This window comes from Oscillospiraceae bacterium CM (assembly GCA_022870705.1).
Taxonomy (GTDB): Bacteria; Bacillota; Clostridia; order Oscillospirales; family Oscillospiraceae; genus Sporobacter.
Map to the genome: position 1 here is coordinate 668,158 of CP072107.1, position 22,414 is coordinate 690,571.

23 protein-coding genes are annotated in these 22,414 nt (G+C 54.4%); 5 read left to right on the forward strand and 18 right to left on the reverse strand.

What is annotated here, in order from left to right; all coding sequences use genetic code 11:
* Positions 1–37 precede the first annotated feature (37 nt).
* The 3 genes from IZU99_03415 to IZU99_03425 all read right to left on the reverse strand — a co-directional run bounded on the left by IZU99_03415 (position 38) and on the right by IZU99_03425 (position 2,425).
* Positions 38–955 carry a SufD family Fe-S cluster assembly protein gene (locus IZU99_03415; GenBank protein ID UOO38317.1) on the reverse strand — a complete coding sequence of 306 codons (918 nt, stop codon included), beginning with the start codon at positions 953–955 and terminating at the stop codon, positions 38–40.
* Complete coding sequence (locus tag IZU99_03420) at positions 936–1,691, reverse strand: ATP-binding cassette domain-containing protein (protein ID UOO38318.1); 756 nt, start codon at positions 1,689–1,691, stop codon at positions 936–938. The genes IZU99_03415 and IZU99_03420 overlap by 20 nt, the downstream gene beginning before the upstream one ends.
* A gap of 155 nt (positions 1,692–1,846) precedes the next feature.
* Positions 1,847–2,425 carry a TetR/AcrR family transcriptional regulator gene (locus IZU99_03425; GenBank protein ID UOO38319.1) on the reverse strand — a complete coding sequence of 193 codons (579 nt, stop codon included), beginning with the start codon at positions 2,423–2,425 and terminating at the stop codon, positions 1,847–1,849.
* A 262-nt stretch (positions 2,426–2,687) separates the two neighbouring features.
* Here IZU99_03425 and IZU99_03430 point away from each other — a divergent pair, with 262 nt between their 5' ends.
* From IZU99_03430 to IZU99_03445, 4 genes are all read left to right on the forward strand, one after another.
* The gene (locus tag IZU99_03430) at positions 2,688–2,990 is read left to right on the forward strand and encodes a Dabb family protein (GenBank protein ID UOO38320.1); all 303 of its coding nucleotides are present in this window, start codon (positions 2,688–2,690) and stop codon (positions 2,988–2,990) included.
* Positions 2,991–3,143: 153 nt separating this feature from the next.
* Complete coding sequence (locus tag IZU99_03435) at positions 3,144–3,821, forward strand: metal ABC transporter ATP-binding protein (GenBank protein UOO38728.1); 678 nt, start codon at positions 3,144–3,146, stop codon at positions 3,819–3,821.
* Positions 3,821–4,645 (forward strand): metal ABC transporter permease, encoded by an 825-nt coding sequence (locus IZU99_03440; GenBank protein ID UOO38321.1) that lies wholly within the window; start codon positions 3,821–3,823, stop codon positions 4,643–4,645. The genes IZU99_03435 and IZU99_03440 overlap by 1 nt, the downstream gene beginning before the upstream one ends.
* Positions 4,642–5,058, forward strand: coding sequence for a transcriptional repressor (locus IZU99_03445; GenBank protein UOO38322.1), 417 nt, complete (start codon positions 4,642–4,644; stop codon positions 5,056–5,058). Before IZU99_03440 ends, IZU99_03445 begins: the two co-directional genes overlap by 4 nt.
* 68 nt (positions 5,059–5,126) lie before the next feature.
* Here the strand turns inward: IZU99_03445 and leuB are convergent, their stop codons facing one another.
* The 15 genes from leuB to IZU99_03520 all read right to left on the reverse strand — a co-directional run bounded on the left by leuB (position 5,127) and on the right by IZU99_03520 (position 21,002).
* Positions 5,127–6,200 carry a 3-isopropylmalate dehydrogenase gene (gene leuB, locus IZU99_03450; GenBank protein ID UOO38323.1) on the reverse strand — a complete coding sequence of 358 codons (1,074 nt, stop codon included), beginning with the start codon at positions 6,198–6,200 and terminating at the stop codon, positions 5,127–5,129.
* Complete coding sequence (leuD, locus tag IZU99_03455; GenBank protein UOO38324.1) at positions 6,197–6,679, reverse strand: 3-isopropylmalate dehydratase small subunit; 483 nt, start codon at positions 6,677–6,679, stop codon at positions 6,197–6,199. The genes leuB and leuD overlap by 4 nt, the downstream gene beginning before the upstream one ends.
* 18 nt (positions 6,680–6,697) lie before the next feature.
* Positions 6,698–7,951 (reverse strand): 3-isopropylmalate dehydratase large subunit, encoded by a 1,254-nt coding sequence (gene leuC, locus IZU99_03460; protein ID UOO38325.1) that lies wholly within the window; start codon positions 7,949–7,951, stop codon positions 6,698–6,700.
* A gap of 107 nt (positions 7,952–8,058) precedes the next feature.
* Complete coding sequence (locus IZU99_03465) at positions 8,059–9,627, reverse strand: citramalate synthase (protein ID UOO38326.1); 1,569 nt, start codon at positions 9,625–9,627, stop codon at positions 8,059–8,061.
* 59 nt (positions 9,628–9,686) lie between these two features.
* Positions 9,687–11,348, reverse strand: coding sequence for a dihydroxy-acid dehydratase (gene ilvD / locus IZU99_03470; protein ID UOO38327.1), 1,662 nt, complete (start codon positions 11,346–11,348; stop codon positions 9,687–9,689).
* 150 nt (positions 11,349–11,498) lie between these two features.
* A complete protein-coding gene (ilvC, locus tag IZU99_03475; GenBank protein ID UOO38328.1) occupies positions 11,499–12,497 on the reverse strand; it encodes a ketol-acid reductoisomerase in 999 nt (332 codons plus the stop codon).
* A gap of 73 nt (positions 12,498–12,570) precedes the next feature.
* Positions 12,571–13,071 (reverse strand): acetolactate synthase small subunit, encoded by a 501-nt coding sequence (gene ilvN, locus IZU99_03480; GenBank protein UOO38329.1) that lies wholly within the window; start codon positions 13,069–13,071, stop codon positions 12,571–12,573.
* Positions 13,072–13,086: 15 nt separating this feature from the next.
* Complete coding sequence (gene ilvB, locus IZU99_03485; protein ID UOO38330.1) at positions 13,087–14,748, reverse strand: biosynthetic-type acetolactate synthase large subunit; 1,662 nt, start codon at positions 14,746–14,748, stop codon at positions 13,087–13,089.
* Positions 14,749–15,130: 382 nt separating this feature from the next.
* On the reverse strand, positions 15,131–16,078 hold the full coding sequence (gene folK, locus IZU99_03490; protein ID UOO38331.1) for a 2-amino-4-hydroxy-6-hydroxymethyldihydropteridine diphosphokinase: 948 nt from the start codon (positions 16,076–16,078) through the stop codon (positions 15,131–15,133).
* A complete protein-coding gene (gene folB, locus IZU99_03495) occupies positions 16,075–16,437 on the reverse strand; it encodes a dihydroneopterin aldolase (GenBank protein ID UOO38332.1) in 363 nt (120 codons plus the stop codon). The genes folK and folB overlap by 4 nt, the downstream gene beginning before the upstream one ends.
* On the reverse strand, positions 16,430–17,248 hold the full coding sequence (folP, locus tag IZU99_03500; GenBank protein ID UOO38729.1) for a dihydropteroate synthase: 819 nt from the start codon (positions 17,246–17,248) through the stop codon (positions 16,430–16,432). The genes folB and folP overlap by 8 nt, the downstream gene beginning before the upstream one ends.
* Positions 17,249–17,292: 44 nt before the next feature.
* Entirely contained in the window at positions 17,293–17,859 is a 567-nt protein-coding gene (gene folE, locus IZU99_03505; protein ID UOO38333.1) for a GTP cyclohydrolase I FolE, read from the reverse strand.
* Between the two features lie 76 nt (positions 17,860–17,935).
* Positions 17,936–19,165: a DnaJ domain-containing protein gene (locus IZU99_03510; GenBank protein UOO38334.1), complete on the reverse strand. Its 1,230-nt coding sequence runs from the start codon at positions 19,163–19,165 to the stop codon at positions 17,936–17,938.
* A gap of 68 nt (positions 19,166–19,233) precedes the next feature.
* Entirely contained in the window at positions 19,234–20,133 is a 900-nt protein-coding gene (locus tag IZU99_03515) for an RluA family pseudouridine synthase (protein ID UOO38335.1), read from the reverse strand.
* Positions 20,134–20,333: 200 nt separating this feature from the next.
* Positions 20,334–21,002: a TetR/AcrR family transcriptional regulator gene (locus tag IZU99_03520; protein UOO38336.1), complete on the reverse strand. Its 669-nt coding sequence runs from the start codon at positions 21,000–21,002 to the stop codon at positions 20,334–20,336.
* Positions 21,003–21,241: 239 nt separating this feature from the next.
* Between IZU99_03520 and IZU99_03525 the strand changes: the two genes are divergently transcribed.
* Positions 21,242–22,402, forward strand: a complete 1,161-nt coding sequence (locus IZU99_03525; protein ID UOO38337.1) for a hypothetical protein — start codon at positions 21,242–21,244, stop codon at positions 22,400–22,402.
* Positions 22,403–22,414: the final 12 nt, after the last annotated feature.

Genomic DNA, 22,414 nt, shown 5'->3' on the forward strand with positions numbered 1-22,414 from the left:
CCTCCATTTAAAATATGATGGTGCGCAAATGCGCGTTTTACGCTAGAAAACCTTTGAGAATTGTCTCCTCAGCTTCTTTTTCCGTCAAACCCAGGCACATGAGCTTAATTAGCTGCTCGGAAGCGATTTTACCGATGGCCGCCTCGTGAATCAGCTGTGCGTCGGCGTGCAGCGCCGTAATCTCCGGAATCGAGGAGACGTGCGCGTCGTGCATGATGATGGAGTCACACTGGATATGGCCGCGGCAGTCGGCGTGGCCGCGCAGGTTGAGATGAAACACCTGTTTCGATGTATCCTGTGCGACGGAGCGGGAGATGACCTGCGCCGATGAGCCGTCTTCCAAAAGCTCGACGGTGATATTTGATTCCGCATCCTGCGCCTGATACGTCAAAAGCCGTTCCGAGACGATCAGGCGGGCGTTTTTGTGAAGCCGGACAAGCGTATCGCGTTTGGCGGAGTCAATGCCCTTAATCTGACTCATCTCGAGTTCGGCAACGCCGCCTTCCTCCACCTCAATAATCGTCGTCGGGTTGAGAACGCGCGAACCGCTGCCGTCGCCTTCACCGTAGTGCTTTTCAACGTACTTCATTTTGGCGCCCTTGCGCACAAAAAATTCATGGACGCCGTCGTGCTCGGCTTTTTTGCTGCCGGTGTTGTGGACGCCGCAGCCGGCGACGATCAGCACGTCGGCGTTTTCACCGACCTCAAAGGTGTTGTATACAAGGTCGTCCATCTGCTCAGATAAAATAACGGGGATATGCACGCTCTCATTTTTCGTTCCGGGCTTTATGATCACATCGATGCCCGGTTTATCCTTTTTTGTCACGATGTCAATATTGGCCGTCGTGTTCCGCCCGACGCCTTTTCCGTTTTTGCGGATATTGTACGCCCCCTGCGGAATCTCGTGCAGGTCGGCGACCTCTTGAAGCAATTTTTTATCGACTGCAGTCAGCATCTGCTTTTCCCTCCTTGACGCAGCCAATCCGGCACCGGCAGGCATTGTCGATATCCACGATATCACCGAGGAATTTTTCCTGTGTGGTGATGCCCTCAATCCCGCCGTTTGAGACGAGGATAACGGCGTCGGCCAGCCGCAGGATGCGTTCCTGATGCGAAATGATGACAATTGTCGTGTCATATTTGTCGTTGAGCGTTTTAAACGTCTCCGTCAAACGCTGGAAGCTCCACAGGTCAATGCCGGCCTCCGGCTCGTCGAAGAGCGCGACCTTCAGGTTGCGCGCTAATATACTGGCGATTTCGATGCGCTTAAGCTCGCCGCCTGAAAAGCTGGCGTTAATTTCCCTGTTGATATAATCCTGCGCGCACAAACCAACGTCGTAGAGCAGGGAACAGTGGTCAACCGTGCTGTCCGGCCCCGAGGCAAGCTTTAGAAAAGCCCCGACCGTCAGGCCCTTGAAGCGGGCTGGCTGCTGAAAGGCATAGCCGATGCCAAGGCGTGCCCGTTCCGTAATGGACAGCCCGGTAATGTCCGCTCCATCGAGAAAGATTTTGCCGGACGACGTTTTGTAGATGCCCATAACGGCCTTCGCCAGAGACGTTTTGCCGCCGCCGTTCGGGCCGGTCATGACATAGATTTTTTTATTGTCCAGCGTCAGATTCACATTCTTCAAAATCTGAACGCTGCCGTGTTCACTGTCTGCCGTGACGCCAACATCAACAAGCTTCAGCATATTGAATCACTCCTCTGCTATCCTCTGCACCGTATAACTTAAAGCGGCCGACTGGGATGCCTTGCGTCTCGGAAACACTGCTTATATTTAAATTATAGCATAAAAAACCGTGTGCATCTGTCATGAAATCACAGTGAAATCAAACAAAAATTGCATCATTCTGCCATCAGACCGTCAATCAGATGGCGCAGAAACTGCCGCCTGTCGCCGTCATTTGCCATCTGAATGCCGCTAAATGCGTCAAACATCGCGGGCGCGACGCCAACGGCAAAGAGACCAGCCATAAAAACCTGTGTAACAGTCAGCCGAAGCGACTTTTCGGGGATTGTGCAGCCATTTGCGAGAAGCTTTGTTAAGAGTGTTTCCATAAAGCCATTGAGTGCCTTCACAGCCTGTGTATCCGTGTGGCCGTTTACCATCGCCTCAAAATAATGGGCGCGTGTAATTTCCGGATAATTGAGTGCATTCCGGCTGAGATGATCAATGACGGCGAAAAGCATCTCTTTTGGTGGGAGATTATCGGCATAAGCGAGGTCGCTCCAGTCAAAGGTGTTTTCAAGCGTGAGCGCGATGACCTGCTCAAGCAGCTGCTCCTTCGTGCGGAAATAATAATTGATCGCCGCCACGTTGACATCTGCCTTGGCGGCAATACGCCGAACGGTAATATTTTTAAAGCCGTATTCCTCAATAGCCGCAATGGCCGCCTCCAGGATGCGCAGTTTTGCGCCGTCCATGCAATCACCCCATCTTTGTCTGTTATTGTAACGGATTGCCGGGAAATATTCAAGACGCTGCCGACTCTGAGATGATTTTAACCTGATCTGATTTAATGGCGCTCCTCAATAGAAAATCGGCATAAAACAAATGTATTAAACATTTGTTTTAATGATGATGTTAATTTGATTTGTGGATATACGCAGCGGAATTGTATGAATGGGTTGAAGTCTCGGATCATCATTGCTATTATGGGAGCAAACGGAAACAGGAGATCAAATTATGATCAAACACATCGTTATGTGGCATTTAAAAGAAACAGCCAATTCAAAATCTAAAACAGAAAATGCAAAGGCAATTAAAGAGCAGCTCGAGGCGCTGCGCGGTAAAATACCCGGGATGGTGACGATTGAAGTCGGGCTGGACTTTTCACAAACGGTGGACAGTGCTGATATTATTTTATATTCAGAATTCGAATCAAAAGCTGCGTTGGACGCGTATCAAAAGCATCCGGCTCATGAAGCAGTTAAGCCGCTTGTCCAAGAGGCAAGCACGAAAAGAACGGTCGTCGACTGCGAGCTTTAAATAAACCGAAAAAAATTCTTAGGACGCTGCGTGATAACTGCTAGGACGCGGCGTCTTTTTTTGCGTATTACTTGCAAATGATTCGCATTTGCGTCTATAATAGTTTTAATTGGAAAATGACGTTATGATTACGGATGCGAAACGGGTGGAATGATGGTCAAGGCAGAAAATCTCTATTTCTCCTATACGGGCGGAGAGCCATATGTGCTCCGGGGGCTCAATCTGGTACTTAACAAAGGGGCATATGTCTCAATTGTCGGGGACAACGGGTGCGGGAAGTCTACGCTCATCCGCCTCATTCTCGGCTTGTTGAAGCCGACGGCAGGAAAGCTTGAAAGGCAGACCGTGCGGATCGGTTATGTCCCGCAAAAAAGTGATTTCCTGCGTGCGGGCTTCCCGATCACGGTGTATGAAATGCTCGATTCCTACAGACGGCTTTTAAAAATACGGGAGAAGGCCGTTATTCTCGAGAGCCTGGAGCGGGTGGGTATGGCCGTGCACGCGCAGGCGCTCATGGGCAATCTGTCCGGCGGGCAGAGCCAAAAGGTGCTGCTTGCCAGGGCGCTGATGGGAAGCCCGGCGCTGCTCGTTCTGGACGAGCCGTCAACAGGCGTCGATCCCGGCAGCCGCCGTGAGATATACAGGCTCATCAGCGGTCTCAACAGGGAGAAAGGGCTCACCGTCGTCTCGGTGGAGCACAACCTCGTCGCTGCGGTTGCAAACTCAACGCTCATCTACCATCTCGACCGAGGACACGGCCATATGTGCACGCCCGCGCAGTTTACGGCGGAATTTACGAACATGAATTTAGACAGTTGGGAGGGCTCGTGATGCTTCAATACGGATTTATGCAAAACGCGTTTCTCGTTTCTGTTTTTATCGCCCTGCTCTGCCCCAGTATCGGCATCTTTCTCGTTCTGCGCCGTTATTCGATGATTGGGGACACGCTCTCCCACGCGTCTCTCGCTGGGGTGACAATCGGGCTTCTGGGGGGTCAAAACCCGGTGCTCGGCGCGTTTGTCTTTACAGCCGCCAGCGGCGCGCTGATTGAGTTTTTAAGAGGGTATTTCAAAAAAAATACGGATCTTATTTTATCCGTCGTCCTTGCGCTCTGCGTCGGCATTGCGATCTCCGTCATCAGCTCCGGCAAGCTGCATGTCAATGCCGATGCCTTTTTGTTTGGCAGTATCCTGACGGTGACACGGCTGGATATGATTCTGGTCATGATTTTAAGCCTTATATCGGTATTGATAATTTTGCTGCTGTATCATCAGATGCTCTATATTGCCTTTGACGAAGAGGCGGCAGCAATTGCGCGCGTGCATGTCCGTCTCATCAATTATGTTTTTTCAATTCTGGTGGCGGCGGCCGTTTCGGTGACGATCCGTATCGTCGGCGTCCTCGTTATCAGCTCAATGATCGCCCTGCCGGTTGCCGCGGCGCTGCAGCTTCAACGGGGTTTCAAGGTGACACTCGTATTCTCCGTCATTTTCTCGATGACAGACATTCTGCTGGGGCTTTTTCTGTCATATTATCTCGGTGTTGCGCCCGGCGGCTTCACAGCGCTTGTCTCCGTTGCCGTTCTCGTGCTCGTCATCGTGTTCAAACGCTTTGCCTCGGTCGCCAAGCGCTTGGAAGGAGGCGCTGTGACATGACGGACGATCACTGGCCGCCCGGCATGAAGAAGACGAAGCAGCGCATGGCCGTCCTGTCGGTGCTGGAAAACGCCGCCTCGCCGCTGCCGGCGATGGACATCCACAAGCAGCTTGAAAAATTGTCCGCCCCCGTCTGCCTGTCAACGGTCTACAGGGTTTTAGAGCAGTTTGTTGCGCACGGCGTTGCCGTTAAGACAACCGTGCACGACAGCGATATGGCCTTTTTTGAGCGCAACCGCCACAGCCACCGCCATTGGGCCGTCTGTGTGGACTGCCATAAAATCGTCGCGATCAACAATTGTCCGCTCGCTGATTTCGAGCCGAAGCTCTCGGACGACGCGTTTCAGGTGCTCGGCCATCGCGTCGAGATGTACGGCTACTGCAAAGACTGCGGGAAAAGAAAGCGCGGCTGAAGCAGTGTTACGGAAAACGCAAAGCAAAAATCCGCCCGGATTTCCGGGCGGATTTTTTATATGGGCGGTTAATTCAATTCCTGTAAAATCGCCGTTGTCATAGCGCTGCAGGAGAGGGTGTCGGCACCCGGAGCTGCAATATCGGCCGTGCGCAGGCCCTTGGCAAGAACGCGGGAAACAGCATCCTCCACGCACTTGGCCGCCGCTTCCTGATTGAAGGACAGACGGAGCATCATCGCGACCGACAAAACCGTTGCAATGGGGTTTGATTTGTCCTGACCGGCAATGTCTGGGGCCGAGCCGTGAATCGGCTCATACATGCCGCGCTTCGTCTCGCCGAGTGAGGCCGACGGCAGAAGGCCGATAGAGCCGGTAATCTGAGAAGCCTCGTCCGACAGAATGTCGCCGAACATGTTGGAGGTGACGACGACGTCAAACTGCTTCGGATTTTTAACAAGCTGCATGGCGGCGTTGTCAACGAGCATATCGGTGATCTCAACGTCCGGATACTGCGTCGCGAGGCGATGCATCGTTTCGCGCCATAGGCGGGAGCTCTCCAGAACGTTTGCTTTGTCAATGCTGATGAGCTTTTTGCCGCGTGTGCGGGCAAGCTCAAAGGCGATGACGCCGATGCGCTCAATTTCCTTGACGCTGTAGCATTCCGTGTCATACGCTTCCTGGCCGCTCTCGCCGTCGCGGCGGCCGCTTTCGCCGAAGTACATGCCGCCGGTCAGCTCGCGGACGATGACCATGTCAAAGCCGTTGTCGGCAACCTCTTTTTTAAGCGGGCAAGCCTCTTTCAGCTCGTCGAGCAGTCTCGCCGGGCGGATGTTGGCATAAAGGCCAAGCGCCTTGCGCACGCCGAGCAGCGCTTTCTCCGGGCGGAGATGGCCGGGGAGCGTATCCCACTTCGGGCCGCCGACGGCGCCGAGCAAAACGCTGTCGCTGTCAAGGCACGCCTTCACCGTCTCATCCGGCAGCGGTGCGCCTGTCGCGTCAATAGCCGCGCCGCCCGCGAGGACTTTATTGAAGGTGAAGCTTAAGTCAAACTTTTTGCCGACGGCGTTTAAAACGGCCATGGCGGCGCCGACGATTTCAGGGCCGATCCCGTCGCCCTCGATGACGGCGATGGTGTAATTCATACCGCGCCCTCCTTGATGGCGGCGAGCAGGCCGCCCGCGCCGATGATCGTTTGTAAAAACGACGGGAAGGGGGTAAACTGCGCCGTTGTGTTTGTCGTCACGTTTTTGAGAACGCCGTTATCAAAATCGATCTCCACCGTGTCGCCTTCACTGATGTCAGCCTGGCACTCAATGATCGGCAGGCCGATGTTGATGGCGTTTCTGTAAAAGATGCGGGCAAAGCTCTTGGCGACAACGGCGCCGATGCCCGACTCTTTGATGGCGAGCGGCGCGTGCTCGCGGGAGGAGCCGCAGCCGAAGTTCGCCCCCGCTACAATAATATCGCCTTTTTTGACGCGCTGGACAAACGTTTTGTCCAGGTCTTCCATGCAGTGCGCGGCTAATTCCTGCGCGTTTGCCGTGTTGAGGTAGCGGGCGGGGATGATGACATCCGTATCCACGTTATCCCCGTATTTGATGACGTTACCGGTCAGTACCATAATTTATGTCCTCCTGTCTTATTCCGCCGGCGCGATTTTGCCTGCCAGCGCCGAAGCGGCGGCGACGGCGGGGCTTGCCAGGTATACTTCGCTTTCGGGGTGGCCCATCCGGCCGACGAAGTTACGGTTCGTCGTTGCCACGCAGCGCTCACCCTTGGCGAGAATGCCCATGTGGCCGCCGAGGCAAGGGCCGCACGTCGGCGTTGAGACGACGCAGCCGGACTCGATAAAGGATTTTAAAAGCCCCATCTCCATCGCGTCTAAATAAATCTGCTGTGTCGCCGGGATGACGATGCAGCGCACATGCTTGGCGATTTTTTTGCCGCGGAGAATCTCCTCAGCGATGACGAGGTCTTCCAGACGGCCGTTTGTGCACGAGCCGATGACGACCTGATCGATTTTCACGTCCGGCATATCGTCAAAGGTCCGCGCGTTTTCAGGGAGATGCGGGAAGGCAACCGTCTGCTTAACCTGTGACAGGTCAATGTTAATCACGCGATCGTATACGGCGTCGGGGTCGGCCTCGAAAACAACGGGTTTTCTCGTCGAGCGGGCGCTGACGTACTCCAGCGTTTTTTCGTCGACAGGGAAAATGCCGTTTTTCGCGCCGCACTCGATGGCCATGTTGGCGATGCAGAGGCGGTCGCTCATCGACAGCGTTCCGACGCCGTCGCCGGAGAATTCCATCGATTTGTACAGCGCGCCGTCAACGCCGATCAGCCCCAGGATGTGCAAAATAACGTCCTTGCCCCAGACGTTCTTGCGGAGCTTGCCCGTCAGATTAAACTGAATGGCCGAGGGCACCTTAAGCCAGACCTTGCCGGTCGCCATCCCGGCGGCCATATCGGTCGAGCCGACGCCCGTCGAAAACGCACCGAGCGCGCCGTAGGTGCAGGTATGGCTGTCGGCCCCGATGACGAGGTCGCCGCAAATCACCATCCCTTTTTCGGGGAGGAGGGCGTGCTCAACGCCCATCGTCCCGACGTCGAAGAAGTTGACAACGCCTTTTTCGTTTGCAAACTCGCGGATTTGCTTAGCCTGCTCGGCCGCTTTGATGTCTTTGTTCGGTGTGAAGTGATCCATGACGAAAACGACCTTGTTCTGGTCGTAGACGCAGCTGCAGCCCGCCTTGTTGAACTCGTTGATGGCAACGGGCGTTGTGATGTCGTTACCGAGGACGAGGTCAAGATTTGCCATGATGATCTGCCCGGCCGTCACACTTTTTTCACCGCAGTGGGCAGCCAGGATTTTTTGTGTCATCGTCATTCCCATAAATTAGCCTCATTCCGCCGCTGCGCCCGGCAAAGATTCTGGTGACCTGTCATGCGCAGTTCCGTTGACAGGGGTATTTATATGTGCTGCCGCCTTTGAACAGGTTTTTAATGCTCATCAAGGCAGAGCTTATATTCCAGCGAGTCGACCAGGGCGGCAAAGCTCGCCTTAATAATGTCGGTCGACACGCCGACGGTGATCCAGTTTCGGTGCCCGTCTGTCGATTCAATCAACACGCGCACGCGCGAACCGGTCGCAAAGCCGGTTTCCAATACGCGCACCTTATAATCAAAAAGATGGACGGACGATAAAACAGGGTAGAAGACACACAGCGCCTTGCGCAGCGCCTGATCAAGCGCGTTGACGGGGCCGTTGCCGACGGCCGCTGTCGTTTCGGTGCTACCGTCAACCTTGATTTTGATCATGGCGATGGAATTCATCTCGCCCTCCGGGACGGGAGACTCGCTGCTGGCCTTGTACAGGTCGAGGTCAAAGTGCGGCTTAAACGTGCCGATGATCTTTTTCACGAGCAGTTCAAAGCTCGCGTCGGCCGCCTCAAACTGATACCCCTCGTGCTCAAGCGCCTTGAGGCGCTCTAAAATCTGCGCCGTCTCCGGGCTGTCCTTCGTCAGATGGGGCGCGATGTCCTTGATTTTCAGCAAAACGGCCTTCTTCCCCGATACCTCGGATAGAAGGAAGCGGCGGCTGTTGCCGACGAGGGACGGATCAACATGCTCGAAAGAGCGGGAGAGCTTGTCAACACCGTCAATGTGCATGCCGCCCTTGTGGGCAAAGGCGCTCTCACCGACGTAGGGCTTACTTTTGGCAACAGCCATGTTGGCGATCTCGGAGAGCTTAATCTCCGTGGCGCACAGTTCTTCAAGGCCGCCGTCAACGCAGGGATAGCCGGCTTTGAGCTGCAGATTTGGGATAATAACGGAGAGGTCGGCGTTGCCGCAGCGCTCGCCGATGCCCATAAACGTCCCCTGCACATGGCAGGCTCCGGCTTCAACGGCCATCATGGAGCTGGCAATGGCACAGCCGCAGTCGTTGTGGCAGTGGATGCCGACCCGCGTGTCCGGGAAAGCCGTGCAAACCGTTTTGACGATCTCGTAAACCTGCATCGGCAGCGTCCCGCCGTTTGTGTCGCATAAAGCAAGAACATCGGCGCCGCCGTCTTTTGCCGCTTTGAGCACGCGCATGGCATAATCAGGGTTTGCTTTGTAGCCGTCGAAGAAATGCTCGGCGTCAAAAATGACCTCCTTGCCCTTCTCCTTGAAAAATTGAAGCGTCTCGCGGACGCCGACGAGATTTTCCTCAAGCGTCGCATGCAGGATTTCGGTGACGTGCAGGTCCCATGATTTTCCGAAGATCGATACGCATGCGGTGCCGGCCTCCAGAAGGGAGACCACATTTGCGTCATCCTCCACGGTGACGTTTTTGCGCTTTGTACTGCCAAAGGCGACAAGGCGCGCGTTCTTCAGCGGGAGCGATTGCACCGCCCTGAAAAACTCCATATCCTTCGGGTTCGAGCCGGGATTGCCCGCCTCGATATAACGGATGCCGAAATCGTCAAGCGTTTTGACAATGGCCAGCTTATCCGAAACGGTAAAGGAAACGCCTTCCGCCTGTGCGCCGTCACGCAGCGTCGTGTCGAACATTTCAAGCTTTTGCACCGTGATCCCTCCTTTCTGTTACTGTTTGTTTGAGAAAATAAAGCATGCTGTCAATCGGATTAGTTGACAACAGCGCCTTTTTCAGCGGAGGAGACGTAACGCATATAGCGCCCGATATAGCCGCCGAACTCTTTTTTCGGTTGAATGGATATTGTCTTTTTGCGGTTTTCAAGCTCTTCCTCAGAAATCTCAAGGTCAAGCTTATAATTCGGGATGTCGATAGCGATCATGTCGCCTTCCAGAACATAGGCGATGTTGCCGCCGCTCTGCGCTTCCGGCGAGACGTGGCCGATCGAAGCCCCGCGCGTGGCGCCGGAGAAACGGCCGTCCGTCACGAGCGCGACAGATTTGTCAAGCCCCATACCGGCAATCGCCGAGGTGGGGGAGAGCATCTCGCGCATACCGGGGCCGCCGGACGGACCCTCATACCGGATGACAACGACGTCGCCGGCCTTGATTTGCCCGCCAAAGATGGCGTCTCTGGCGGCGTCCTCACTGTCAAAGACGCGGGCCGGGCCCCGATGCACCAGCATATCGTCCGACACGGCGCTGCGCTTGACGACGGCGCCGTTGGGGGCAAGCGAGCCGAAGAGGATCGCAATACCGCCTGTTTGAGAGTAGGGATTGTCAATGTCGCGGATCACCGTGTTGTCGAGATTGCGCGCCGCCGCGAGGTTTTCCCCAAGCGTCCGGCCCGTTGCGGTGATCACCGTTGTGTCAAGAAAGCCCTTTTTATTGAGCTCGGCCATCACGGCCTGCACGCCGCCTGCGGCGTTTAAATCCTGCAGGTGGTGCTTACCCGCCGGGGCGAGCTTACACAGGTTCGGCGTCTTCCGGCTGAGATCGTTAATTTTCGGCAGGCTGAAATCAATGCCCGCCTCATTGGCGATGGCCGCCAGATGTAAAATCGTGTTCGTCGAGCAGCCAAGCGCCATATCAACGGTCAGAGCGTTCGTAAAGGCTTTGTCATTGAGGATATCGAGCGCGCGGATGTTCTTTTCCAAAAGCTCCATGATTTTTGTACCGGCCGCCTTGGCAAGGCGCGTGCGCGCGGCGTAGACAGCAGGGATTGACCCGTTGCCCGGCAGGGCGATGCCGACGGCCTCGCATAGGCAGTTCATGGAGTTTGCCGTAAACATACCGGCGCAGGAGCCGCAGCCGGGGCAAGCGTTGTCCTCGTAATACCCAAGCTGCTGATCGTCAAATTTGCCGACGTTATAGCTGCCGACAGCCTCAAAAACACTGTTGAGGTCCATTGCCGCGCCGTTTGTGTCGTTAATCGACAGCATCGGCCCGCCGGAGATGAAGATGGAGGGGAGGTTGAGCCTTGAGGCCGCCATCAGCATGCCGGGGATGATTTTATCACAGTTGGGGATGAAGACGAGGGCGTCAAAGCAGTGCGCGCGTACCATGCACTCAATGCTGTCGGCGATGAGCTCACGGGAGGCGAGGGAATACTTCATGCCCTCGTGGCCCATGGCAATGCCGTCGCAAACGCCGATGGTGTTGAATTCAATCGGCGTACCACCGGCGGCAAGCACGCCATCCTTGACGGCGCGGGCAATCGTCGCCAGGTGAATATGGCCCGGCACGATTTCGTTAAACGAATTGACGATGCCGATGAGCGGCTTTTTGATCTGCGTGCCGGTCAGGCCTGTTGCCTTCAAGAGCGCCCGGTGCGGCGCTCTGGCGACGCCTTCCTTGATCTTGTCACTGTTCATATACAGGAGTCCTTTCAGTGGAGTCAGAAAGGTCAACGGGCGATTACAAATCGCCCCTACACGGGGTGACCGTAGGGGCGAACTGTGTTCGCCCGTCGCATCTTTCGTTTTAAGGATGGCTGGAAGCACCCTAGCCGAATACAGCAGTTCCTATTTGCCTTCCTTCTGCCAGCTCATTTTGGCGCGGAGCTCGGCGCCTGTCTTTTCAAGGAGAAGGCTCTGCTCCTGGCGGCGGCGGGCATTGAAGAAGGGGCGGTTGGCCTGATTTTCAAGAATCCAGTTGCGGGCAAACGAGCCGTCCTGAATTTCGGAGAGTACCTTTTTCATCTCGCGGCGCGACTCGTCGGTGATGATGCGCTTGCCGATGGTGTAATCGCCGTATTCCGCCGTGTCACTGATGGAGTAGCGCATAAAGTTGAGGCCGCCCTTGATGACGAGGTCAATAATGAGCTTCATCTCGTGCACGCACTCGAAATAGGCATTCTCCGGCTGGTAGCCCGCCTCGACAAGGGTGTCAAAGCCGGCCTTCATCAGCTCGGTGACGCCGCCGCAGAGAACGGCCTGCTCGCCGAAGAGGTCTGTCTCCGTCTCCTCGCGGAAGGTTGTTTCCAAAATGCCGCCGCGCGCGCCGCCGATGCCGTAGGCGTAAGCCAGCGCGATATCGCGCGCTTTGCCGGTGGCGTTCTGCTGCACGGCGATGAGGCAGGGAACACCCTTGCCCTCTTCATACTGGTAACGAACGGTGTGGCCGGGGCCTTTCGGGGCGATCATGATGATGTCGATATCGGCCGGAGGAACGATTTGGCCGTAGTGGATGTTAAAGCCATGGGCGAAAGCGAGCGCCGCGCCGCTTTTCAGGTTGGGGGCGATGTCGTTTTTATACAGCGCCGCCTGCTTCTCGTCGTTGACGAGGATCATGACAATGTCGGCCGCTTTAACGGCGTCGGCTGTGACCATGGCTTTGAGGCCTGCGGCCGTCGCGGTGTCAAAGGATTTGGAGCCTTCATACAGCCCAACGATAACGTTGGCGCCGCTGTCCTTTAAATTGAGTGCATGGGCGTGGCCCTGGCTGCCGTAGCCGATGATCGTGACGGTTTTTCCTTTGAGGACACTGAAGTCGCAGTCCTTTTCGTAATACATATTGGCCATTTTATTTTTCCTCCTAAAATTTAGTGAATTCGCTTATCTTGAAGCGGGTTCGTTTCCCGCCTGCAGCCGTGTGTCAGTCGTTTTCAAGGCAATACGTGCTTCTACCGATGGCCGTGGGGCCTGTGCGCGTCATTTCGATAATGCTGTACTGGCGCATATAGTCTAAAAACGCGTTGAGCTTGACGGTTTCGCCGGTAATTTCAATCGCCATGGATTCGGGGGACAAGTCGACAACATTGGCCCGGTAAGCGTTGACGGCCTCCATCACCTCCGGCAGCTGGCCTTTTGTCAGCCGGACCTTTATAATCATCAGCTCACGGACGACGATTTGGTCGGAGTCCATTAGCTGGACGATTCGAACATCCTGCAGCTTCTGCAGCTGCTTGACGATCTGGTCCTTCATGTAATCGTCGCCCCAAGAGACGATTGTCATGCGCGAGAGCGTCGGGTCATCCGTCTCGCCAACGGTCAGGCTGTCGATGTTGAACGCCCTTCTTGAAAAGAGGGAAGAGACACGTGTTAAAACGCCCGAGTGATTGGCCACGAGAAGCGAAACGATAAATGGGTTTTGCATCTTCTTAAATCCTCCTTATCTCAAGATAATGTCGTTGATGCTGCCGCCGGGCGGAATCATCGGCAAAACGCGCTCGTCGCTGTCGATGGTGCAGTCGATGAGCACCGGCGTGTCGTATCCAAACGCCTCTTCAAGGCATTTTTCGTATTCGGCATTCGTCTCCGCGCGCAGGCCGACAGCGCCGAAGGCCTCGGCAAGCTTAACGAAATCCGTCTGGCGCTCAAGCGTCGTGTTGGAGTATCGGCCGTCGAAGAAGAGCGTCTGCCACTGGCGAACCATGCCGAGAACGCGGTTATTGAGCACGATGATGATGAGCGGGAGCTTGTTCGTGACGGCCGTTGCCAGCTCGCTGAGGTTCATGTGGAAGCTGCCGTCACTCGTAAAGAGAATCGTTCTTTTAAAGCCGGCGCCGATCGAGGCCCCAATGGCCGCGCCCATGCCGAAGCCCATGGCGCCGAGGCCACCGCTTGTGACGAAGGTGCGCGGCTTTTTAAACTGGTAATACTGCGTCGTCCACATCTGATGCTGGCCGACGTCGGTTGCCACAACATTGTCGCCGTTTTTACGGCAGGCGCCCTCAATAACAGATTGCGGCGTCAGGCGCATCGGGTTCATTTCAAGGTTGTTGTCCGGATGCTCCTTCATATACTGGATGCGCTCCATCCAGTCCTTGTGTTCCAGTTGCGGCAAAAGCGCGTTTAAAGCCGACAAGACGCCTTTGACATCACCGATGACGCAGGACGTGACGCCGATGTTTTTGCCAATCTCAGCCGGGTCGATATCAATTTGCAGCACCTTTCGGTCGCGCATGAACTCAACTTTATTGCCGGTGGCGCGGTCGGAAAAGCGCGTCCCGACGGCGATGAGCAAATCACTTTCATACAGCGCCTTGGTCGCGCCGTACCGGCCGTGCATGCCAACCATACCGAGATAACGGGGGTGCGCGTACGGGACGGCCGTGAGGCCCATAATAGACAGGCCGACAGGCGCGTCAATCTGATCAGCAAAGGCCATCAGCGCTTCGGAGGCGTTGGAGGCAATGACGCCGCCGCCACAATAGATATAGGGGCGCTTGGCCTCGCGAATGAGCTGCGCGGCATCGTTGAGCTGCATCGTGCTGATTTCAGGCGGCGTTCCCGCAGCCGAAGCGGGGGACGGCTCGTATTCCGTCTTGCCGGTCTGAACGTCCTTTGTGATATCAACGAGCACGGGGCCGGGGCGGCCCTCCATCGCCAGGGCAAACGCATCGCGGATTGTTTCCGCCAGCTTCGTGATGTCCTTAACGAGATAATTGTGCTTTGTGATGGGCATCGTCACGCCGGAGATGTCAACCTCCTGAAAGCTGTCGCGTCCGAGCATATTAGTGGCGACGTTGCCGGTAATGGCAACCATCGGTGTTGAATCGAGATAGGCGTTTGCAATGCCCGTCACGAGATTCGTCGCGCCCGGGCCCGAGGTGGCGATCACAACACCCGTCTTGCCGGTCACGCGGGCGTAACCGTCGGCGGCGTGCGAAGCGCCCTGCTCATGACTTGTTGTATAGTGATGAATTTTATCGCTGTTTTTATAAAGCTCATCATAAATATTAATAACCGTTCCGCCCGGATAGCCAAATACGGTGTCAACACCCTGCTCGATGAGTGTTTTGATTAGAATCTGCGCGCCTGTTAACAACATGTTCTCCGTCCTCCTTTAATTCATTAGTGTTATACTCATATAAATCGTCAAACAAACCAAAAAGCCCCGCAGTTGTTTTCACTGCAGGGCTCCGTTTCATGGGAGTCGTTATGTTCTGCCCTCTTAAACAGCGAAATCTTTCATATTAACATGACTAATAACCCGGATAATTACACCGAGTACAAGTACGCTAATAATTATGATTTCAAAAGTAAAAAAAGCGGACACGCACATAACTCCTAACGCGTATGATGATTATGACAATGTTATCATGATAAAAATTCAAAGTCAATATACATTTTGCAATAGAATACGCTTTTTTTGGCCGAATGTTTCTGCTGAAGGTACGAAAAATTCAATAAAAGCAGCAACGCGGCAGCGTTCAATAGCGAAAGCGCGGCGTTTCCCCGTTTTGATACTTCTTGCAAGCGGTGATCGCCTTGCAGAAACGGCAGTTTCTCGAGAGCTTGTCGGCGCGGTATAGAAGGCCGGACAGTACTTCGTCGCCCGTGGGTTTCCGGTGGCTTTCAATGGCCCGGAGCATGGCGTCCGTCTCCGGCTTGTCAAAGCCGCAGCGCGAGAGAATCGGTTCGGCCAGCTCGGCGCTGGCCGCGGCATGATCAACGCCGCTGTCATATTCCCGCCAGCGGCCAACATCGTGTAAAAGACCCAGCGCGTATAAGACATCTTTTTTAAAGCCGTGAAGCTCCTCTAAATTGAGGATGGCGGCAATCCGCGCCACATCAAAGGCGTGCAGCAGGTCGTGGCGGCAGAATTCACGCGAGGCTTCCGCCTTGATATTCTTTTCCGTATAGGTGATAAAGTCCGGGTCTGAGATGATAGCATTGACCCGGTCAAGCCCGTCAAAGAGACGGACGTCTTCACCCTTGACGCTTTCGGCGTGCTCGCGAATAGTTTTGCCGTCGAGCACAAGGCTGGGGGCGATATCACACAGCGGCTTCAAAACAAACGCGCGCGTGAGCATTCTTGGATGGGGGATGACAAGCTGTTCCGTGACGATCCGATCGTTATTATATAATAGGATATCCACATCGATAATCCGAGGCCCGTTGACAATTGTCTTGACCCGCTTCATCTCCTGCTCAACACCCTGTGTGACGCAAAGCAGTGCCAAAGGCGCCAGCGTTGTCTCCGCCTCCACGGCGATGTTCAAAAACCAGGGCTGGTCCTTAAATCCGACAGGCTCCGTCTCGTAAAAAGGGGAGCGGCGAATAATATGAATCTGCTCCGATAAAAGCGTGAGAGCCTGCTGTATGTTTGCCGCCCTGTCGCCGAGATTGGAGCCGAGGCTCAAGAAAAGTCGGTTCATGGCCTGTCCCGCTCAATTTCAACACCGACATAATCGAATATCCCGTCAATCGGGGCCTGCGGTTTTTTTATGCGCAGGGAAACCCGTTGAACTGGCGGTGCGGCTTTAAAGATGCCGTCGCAGATATGTTCGGCCAATGCCTCAATGAGCGCATACCGCTCTTTCGTCACAACGTCGCGGATTACAGCGTAGACGGCGGCATAGTCGGCCGTGTCGGCAAGGTCGTCCGACCGGCCCGCCTTGTCAAGCGGCATATAAAGCGTCACGTCCAGTTCAAACGGCTGGCCGAGCGCCTGCTCCTCAGGCAAAACGCCGTGATGGCCGAAAAATACAAGATTTGACAGCAGTATTTTATCCATGAAAACCCCTCACGATCGCATCCGTCACCTTCGCGGCACGCAGATTTTCCGTCACGTCATGCACGCGGACAATATCAACGCCCTGCGCAATGCCCAAGACGGTCGTTGCGATTGTCCCTTCCACGCGTTCCTTCGGCGGCAGATCGAGAATGCGGCCGAGCATGGATTTACGTGACGCGCCGAGCAGCACAGGATAGCCCAGCGCCTTGATTTCAGCCAGGCGGCTCATAAGAGTCATGTTCTGCTCTGGCGTTTTGCCAAAACCGATACCGGGGTCCAAAATGATCGCGTCGTCCGGTACGCCGGCATCAAGCGCAATCTGGACGGATTGCCTTAAAAAGCGGCAAATTTCCGCCACCATGTCGCCGGCGTAGTCCGTGCCGGTTTGGTTGTGCATGAGAACAACGGGGGTTTTGTACCGCGCGGCAACGGCGGCCAGCTGCCGGTCCTCCTGAAATCCCCAGATGTCGTTTAAAATGTGTATACCGTTTTTCACGCCCTCCTCGGCGACCTCGGCACGGATCGTGTCGAGCGACAGGATGGCGTTCGTCTCCTGATGAAGCGCCCGGATGACGGGGATGACGCGCCGGAGCTCCTCCGCGGCATCGATACGCGTGTGTCCGGGGCGTGACGATTCGCCGCCGATATCGATGATATCGGCGCCATCGGCGAGCATCCTTTTTGCGTGATGGACGGCCGCGTCAACAGAGACAAAGTCCCCACCGTCAGAAAACGAGTCGGGCGTGAGGTTCAAAATGCCCATGATAAGCGTCCGCTCGCCGAAGACGAGCTCATGGCCGCAAAAGGACATTCGCTTGACCGGCGCCGATAAATTTAACCCGTTCATTGCCGCCGTTATCTCCCGCTGTTGATCATTGACAAAACCTCGGCGCGCGCCTTGGGGTCGTTGTCAAAAATGCCGCGGATCGCGGAGGTGAGCGTCACGGAGCCCGGCTTCTTGACACCGCGCATCGTCATGCACAAATGCTCGGCTTCAACAACGACCATGACGCCGTACGGCTCCAGCTTTTTCATAATCGTGTCGGCAACGGTTGCGGTGAGGCGCTCTTGAAGCTGCGGCCTGCGGGAAACGGATTCCACGACACGCGCAAGCTTTGAAAGGCCTGTCAGCTTGCCATTCTTGGGGATATAGGCAACATGCGCCTTCCCGATAAAGGGGACGAGATGGTGCTCACACGTCGAATAGAAAGGGATATCCTTGACGAGCACAAGCTCCTCATACATTTCTTTCTGAAAGAAGATCTCCAGGTGCTTTTCGGGGTCTTCGGCAAGGCCGGAAAAGATCTCCTCATACATTTTGGCAATTCTTCTCGGCGTGTCCACGAGGCCTTCCCGCTCTGGGTCTTCACCGATCGCGTAAAGGATTTCCCGCACGGCGTTTTCAATTCTCTGCTTTTCCATATTTCCTCCAGTAGATCATATCGTCGGACGGATTGAATCCGCCGATTTTGTTTTATGATGCGTTTCAACGCCTATTTTACTCGTAAATGCCGCTAAAGTAAACAATACAGTTTCTTTTTGTTTTACCGGCCGCGCCGATATAGGTGTTCAAATTGCGGATAGTGTCCTCCAACGAGCCGTTGAACTCTTCAATCCCGATATTCAGCTTCACGTGATAAGCTTTGCGGTTATGTACAAGCTTTTGCGACTGGAAAACAGACAGGATTTTTTTCGCAGCCTCGAAGCAGCCGGAAAGCCTTGTTTCCGGCATCAGGATGATAAAACCCGTCTCGCCCCATCGGCCAAGAATATCAAGGTTACGGAAGCTTTGGCAAAGCAGTTTGCCCGCCCATTCGGCGGCGTCCGAGTGAAGGGCTTTGTTTTTTGAGCGGCTTGGATCGCTCACGTCAACCTCTAAGAGCAAGACGGAAAAAACGTTGCCATAGCGGTTATACCGCCAAACCTCTCGCTGCGCGGCCTCCGAAAAGCCTTTTCTGTTAAAGAGGCCCGTCGCGGCATCCTTCTGGCTGTAATGCTCCACCATGTCGCTGATGGCCGACTTCGCGGCGAGCAAACCGTTTAACGCCTCAAAACGCTCGATATATGGGGCGACATTGTCGAACCCGACGGCGACGTGCCACGCGCTTTCTTCAAGAAGCACTTTTTTAACGACAGTGTCCTTTTCGATCCGGCCGATAATGGCGTTCTGCTCCGTCGTCAAAACGGAAAACGCAACCGACAGAACGGCTGCCCGGCCGTCCGGGGCAACAGCCCGCGCCGCTTGCGCACCGGCAATCATGTAAGCGCTCAGCGCGTAAACGCGCGAGACGCAGCTTTGCCAGCGAATAAAATCATCTTCCGAAATGTTCTTCTTGTCTGCTGACGTGATCAGCGCGTATGCGCCGGAGAAATCCCGGCTTGTAATGGCGTCGAAATACGCTCTTAGCGCTTCCCGTGCGCCGGGCGGCACTGCGTCATCTTCTTTTTTTCCGGCTGTCCGCGCTTCGGCGTCCGCGGTTTTGAATGGCGCGTGAACACCGGGCTCCCGCGCCGGGCGGCGCTGCCGGTCGTACAGACATCTTTTATCGGCATCGCGCAGCGTTTCATACGCCTCGTTAATTTTTTGCATTCGGCTGTCCGCGCCCGGCACGCGGCTCACGTCCGGATGGTATTTTTTCGCCAGCCGTTTGTAGGCGCTTTCAATGACCTCCGGCTCGGCCAAAAAATGGACCTGCAGGATCGTATAAAAATCCTCGGAGAGCATCATGCGTCGATCCACCTTGTCTACTTGTTCGTTCCTTCACAGGCTGCCCCGGAAAAAGGATGCGTTGCCGGTCAGCGCTGAAAAAGCGTCATAAAACGGCCGGGCACCGGCGCTTCAAAACGCATCGGCTCGTTGGAAAAGGGCTTCGAAAGCGCAAGGACGTTTGCGTGAAGCCCGAGCCGTTTAAATGGATTTGTTTTCGCGCCATATTTGGTGTCACCCACGACGGGATGCCCCAGTTCCTTCATGTGGACGCGGATTTGGTTTTTGCGGCCCGTTTCAAGCAGGATATCGACGAGCGAATATTCCGCCGATTCACGAATAACGCGATAAGTCGTGACGGCTTCCAGCCCGTCTCCCGCTTTCCCGGAGTACACCAGGAGTGTTTTCGTCTGCTTAAGCCAGGAGCGGACGGTACCTTCTTTCTTGTCAAACAAGCCCTCTGTGACGGCGGTATAGCGCCGCTCGTTCACGAGGGCCTCCCAATTGTCCTGCAGCGCCTGCTTCATCCGTTCGTTTTTGGCAAACAGCAAAACGCCGGACGTCTCGCGGTCGAGCCGGTGGACGATGAAAAGGCGGTTTTTTGGATGGCTCCGGCGCACATAGTCGGTCATCAGATGATACGCCGTCATGTCCTTTTCTGTATCAGTCGCGATGGATAAAAGACCGGCCGGCTTGTTGATGACAAGCAGGTCCTGATCCTCATAAAGAATCACCGGCATGTTCTTTTCAACGCTGCCGGATGATTTGGCGACGTGAACGGTCTGACCCGGTTTCAGGGGATAATCATGTTTCGTCACACGCTTGCCGTCGACAAAAACAACTTTGCGTGTCAAAAGCGACTTCACGCTGTTTCGCGACAGTTTTGTTATATGCTGCAGCAGAAAGTCCAGCAGCCCGCTCTGTTCTGTCACGGGAAACGACAGCCCGTCTGAGGTATTGTTTCGATTATTTGATGTGTCTTGTATCACTTAAATTACCAACTTTCAGCGCGAAAATCAAGGAAGTTTAAAAAGCAGACCAAACTGGCATCGTGCCGGATGGCACCATTTGGCCCAGGTGCCGGAAACCGCTCGGCTGGGCGGTGCGTATAACAAAAAAGACAAAGAACCTGCCGATACTTTGTCTTTACATATTCGTCGGTTCATTGCGGCCGTCAACAGCCGCGACGTTATTCGTCCGCTGCCAGGCAGGCGGTAATGTGTGACAGGGACGCGTCCAATCGGTCGCCGAATCGGTCAATAAACGCATAAAAGTCATTTTCGGAGACGCTGATAAAGCGGAATACACGGGAAAAAAACTCAATGAGCAGCCTGTTTGCTTCTTTGTAGTAGATTTGGCCGTCGTCAAGGAGAAATACAAGCTCAAGCTCCGCCGCCGCCAAGGCGTAAATCATGATATCCTTCAAATATTCCGGCTCATCAAATTGCACGTCATACAGCTCTTCAAAGATCTTTTCAGTCAGCTGATAGTGGACCTGGACGAACGGTCTGTAATCGCCTTTATAATACTCTGTGAAGAATTTGCGGAACTTGTCATCCGTGATGATGTACCGATGGTGCAGGCACCAGTAAAAAAGAACCTTGTCCGTCCGGGCGTCTATAAAAATGTCGTGCGCACCGCTGAAAGCTTTTACCAATTCAATGAGACTGTTGTGGTATTTGTTGACAAGCAGGTCGGCGCATTCAGACTTACTGTTAAAATGCTTTAAAATCGTCGAGTGCGTCACGCCGCTGGCAGACGCCAGTTTTCTGAGGGTGCAGTCGCTGTAACCCAGGTCGTAAAACAACTGAATTGCATTTTTCTCTATAATGCTTTTTTTGCTGTTTTTATGCTTCATTGGTCCCCCGTTAAGATATAAACGTTTATTTTATTATAACATATCGAGGGGGTTTATCAAGCTTTTGGCTGGCGGCGAAGCGAGAACGTGGCGCTGTGAAAATAACTAAAAACCAATTTTGTATTTTGTTACAAAACACATCCGTATATTCGCACATTATATATTGACTTTTTAGGAACCGTGGTTTACATTAAAAGCGACCGCGGTTCCTAAAATTATTTCGTCAAGGAGGAGTGTATATGGAAAACGAGCTTCTATACCAGGAAAGACTCAATCGCGTCATGGCGGCGGCTGAGTGTGCGCAGCCCGACAGGGTCCCGGTGATCTCCTTTATGGAGAACTATGCGATCGGTTATGCCGGGGCAACGCTTGCCCAATGTACGGAAAATCCCCAGTTCGAAATTGAAACAATGGCAAAAGTCCATCAGGATGTCTATTTTGACGCCGCTTTTATCAGCATGATCACGCATCCTATTCGAGTCGACAATATCCTTGGCAACGACGACTACTTCACGGCAGACGACGGCATTACGCTTCAGCACAAGGAATTCTGCCCGATGACGGCGGAAGAATTAACGGTGTTCGCGGAAGACCCGTACGCCTATCTCTACAACGTGCACTTTGTCAGAAAGTTCCCAAATCTCCGCGGCACGGCCGAAGAGCGGAAAAAAGTGATCGCCGCGTCGCTCGGCGAAGTGCTGGCGTATGCAAAAAAGAGCGAGGACTCTACAGCGTATTTCAAAGAAAAGCTTGGCATGCCAATGTGCACAATGGGGCTGAGCATTGCCCCGGCTGACTGGTTCTTCGATTATTTCAGAGGATTTTCTGAGACGATGTATGACATCAGGCGCCATGCAGACGCGTTTAAAATTGCCGTGAAGGCAGCGATTCAGTTGTCGGCGACCTTCTCTGGTCTTGGCATGCCGCAGCTCCCGCGCTTCCCATGGACATTAACGCCCCTACATATGCCGACGTTTCTGAGTATCAAGCAGTTTGAAGAGTTTTACTGGCCGACTTATAAAGAATACCTTCTCAATGTCCATGCCAGAGGCGGCCATGTCGCGGCTGTTCTGGAAGGCGAATGGGATCGGTTTATGCCGTTTTTTGAGGAGCTGCCGGATAAGCTTTTCATCATGCAGCTGGAGAATTCTGACGCCGTCGCCGCAAAGAAACGGCTTGGCGGAAAAGCCTGCGTCGGCGCGGGTTTCCCGGTCAGCCTGCTCCGAGACGGGACAAAGCAGCAATGCATCGACGCCGCCAAGTATTTAATCGACGAGTGCGCCCCGGGCGGCGGGTTTTTTATCTCCACAAGCAAACAGCTCATTTCGCCCAACGATGTCAAGATAGAAAACTATCGAGCAGTTAATGAATTCATTCACGACTACGGCGTTTATCATTAAAAGGAGAGTGCA

What these genes read in the sequence shown, in the direction of transcription:
- IZU99_03445 (UOO38322.1), top strand. Translation starts at nt 4,642, where the DNA reads ATGACGGACGATCACTGGCCGCCCGGCATGAAGAAGACGAAGCAGCGC.
- ilvB (UOO38330.1), bottom strand. Translation starts at nt 14,748, where the DNA reads ATGTTGTTAACAGGCGCGCAGATTCTAATCAAAACACTCATCGAGCAG.
- folK (UOO38331.1), bottom strand. Translation starts at nt 16,078, where the DNA reads ATGAACCGACTTTTCTTGAGCCTCGGCTCCAATCTCGGCGACAGGGCG.
- IZU99_03525 (UOO38337.1), top strand. Translation starts at nt 21,242, where the DNA reads ATGGAAAACGAGCTTCTATACCAGGAAAGACTCAATCGCGTCATGGCG.
- ilvN (UOO38329.1), bottom strand. Translation starts at nt 13,071, where the DNA reads ATGCAAAACCCATTTATCGTTTCGCTTCTCGTGGCCAATCACTCGGGC.
- folE (UOO38333.1), bottom strand. Translation starts at nt 17,859, where the DNA reads ATGGAAAAGCAGAGAATTGAAAACGCCGTGCGGGAAATCCTTTACGCG.
- leuD (UOO38324.1), bottom strand. Translation starts at nt 6,679, where the DNA reads ATGGTACTGACCGGTAACGTCATCAAATACGGGGATAACGTGGATACG.
- IZU99_03425 (UOO38319.1), bottom strand. Translation starts at nt 2,425, where the DNA reads ATGGACGGCGCAAAACTGCGCATCCTGGAGGCGGCCATTGCGGCTATT.
- IZU99_03415 (UOO38317.1), bottom strand. Translation starts at nt 955, where the DNA reads ATGCTGACTGCAGTCGATAAAAAATTGCTTCAAGAGGTCGCCGACCTG.
- ilvC (UOO38328.1), bottom strand. Translation starts at nt 12,497, where the DNA reads ATGGCCAATATGTATTACGAAAAGGACTGCGACTTCAGTGTCCTCAAA.
- folP (UOO38729.1), bottom strand. Translation starts at nt 17,248, where the DNA reads ATGTCCTTTTGCGGCCATGAGCTCGTCTTCGGCGAGCGGACGCTTATC.
- folB (UOO38332.1), bottom strand. Translation starts at nt 16,437, where the DNA reads ATGGATAAAATACTGCTGTCAAATCTTGTATTTTTCGGCCATCACGGC.
- IZU99_03510 (UOO38334.1), bottom strand. Translation starts at nt 19,165, where the DNA reads ATGATGCTCTCCGAGGATTTTTATACGATCCTGCAGGTCCATTTTTTG.
- leuB (UOO38323.1), bottom strand. Translation starts at nt 6,200, where the DNA reads ATGAATTACACCATCGCCGTCATCGAGGGCGACGGGATCGGCCCTGAA.
- leuC (UOO38325.1), bottom strand. Translation starts at nt 7,951, where the DNA reads ATGGGAATGACGATGACACAAAAAATCCTGGCTGCCCACTGCGGTGAA.
- IZU99_03435 (UOO38728.1), top strand. Translation starts at nt 3,144, where the DNA reads ATGGTCAAGGCAGAAAATCTCTATTTCTCCTATACGGGCGGAGAGCCA.
- IZU99_03430 (UOO38320.1), top strand. Translation starts at nt 2,688, where the DNA reads ATGATCAAACACATCGTTATGTGGCATTTAAAAGAAACAGCCAATTCA.
- IZU99_03440 (UOO38321.1), top strand. Translation starts at nt 3,821, where the DNA reads ATGCTTCAATACGGATTTATGCAAAACGCGTTTCTCGTTTCTGTTTTT.
- ilvD (UOO38327.1), bottom strand. Translation starts at nt 11,348, where the DNA reads ATGAACAGTGACAAGATCAAGGAAGGCGTCGCCAGAGCGCCGCACCGG.
- IZU99_03420 (UOO38318.1), bottom strand. Translation starts at nt 1,691, where the DNA reads ATGCTGAAGCTTGTTGATGTTGGCGTCACGGCAGACAGTGAACACGGC.
- IZU99_03520 (UOO38336.1), bottom strand. Translation starts at nt 21,002, where the DNA reads ATGAAGCATAAAAACAGCAAAAAAAGCATTATAGAGAAAAATGCAATT.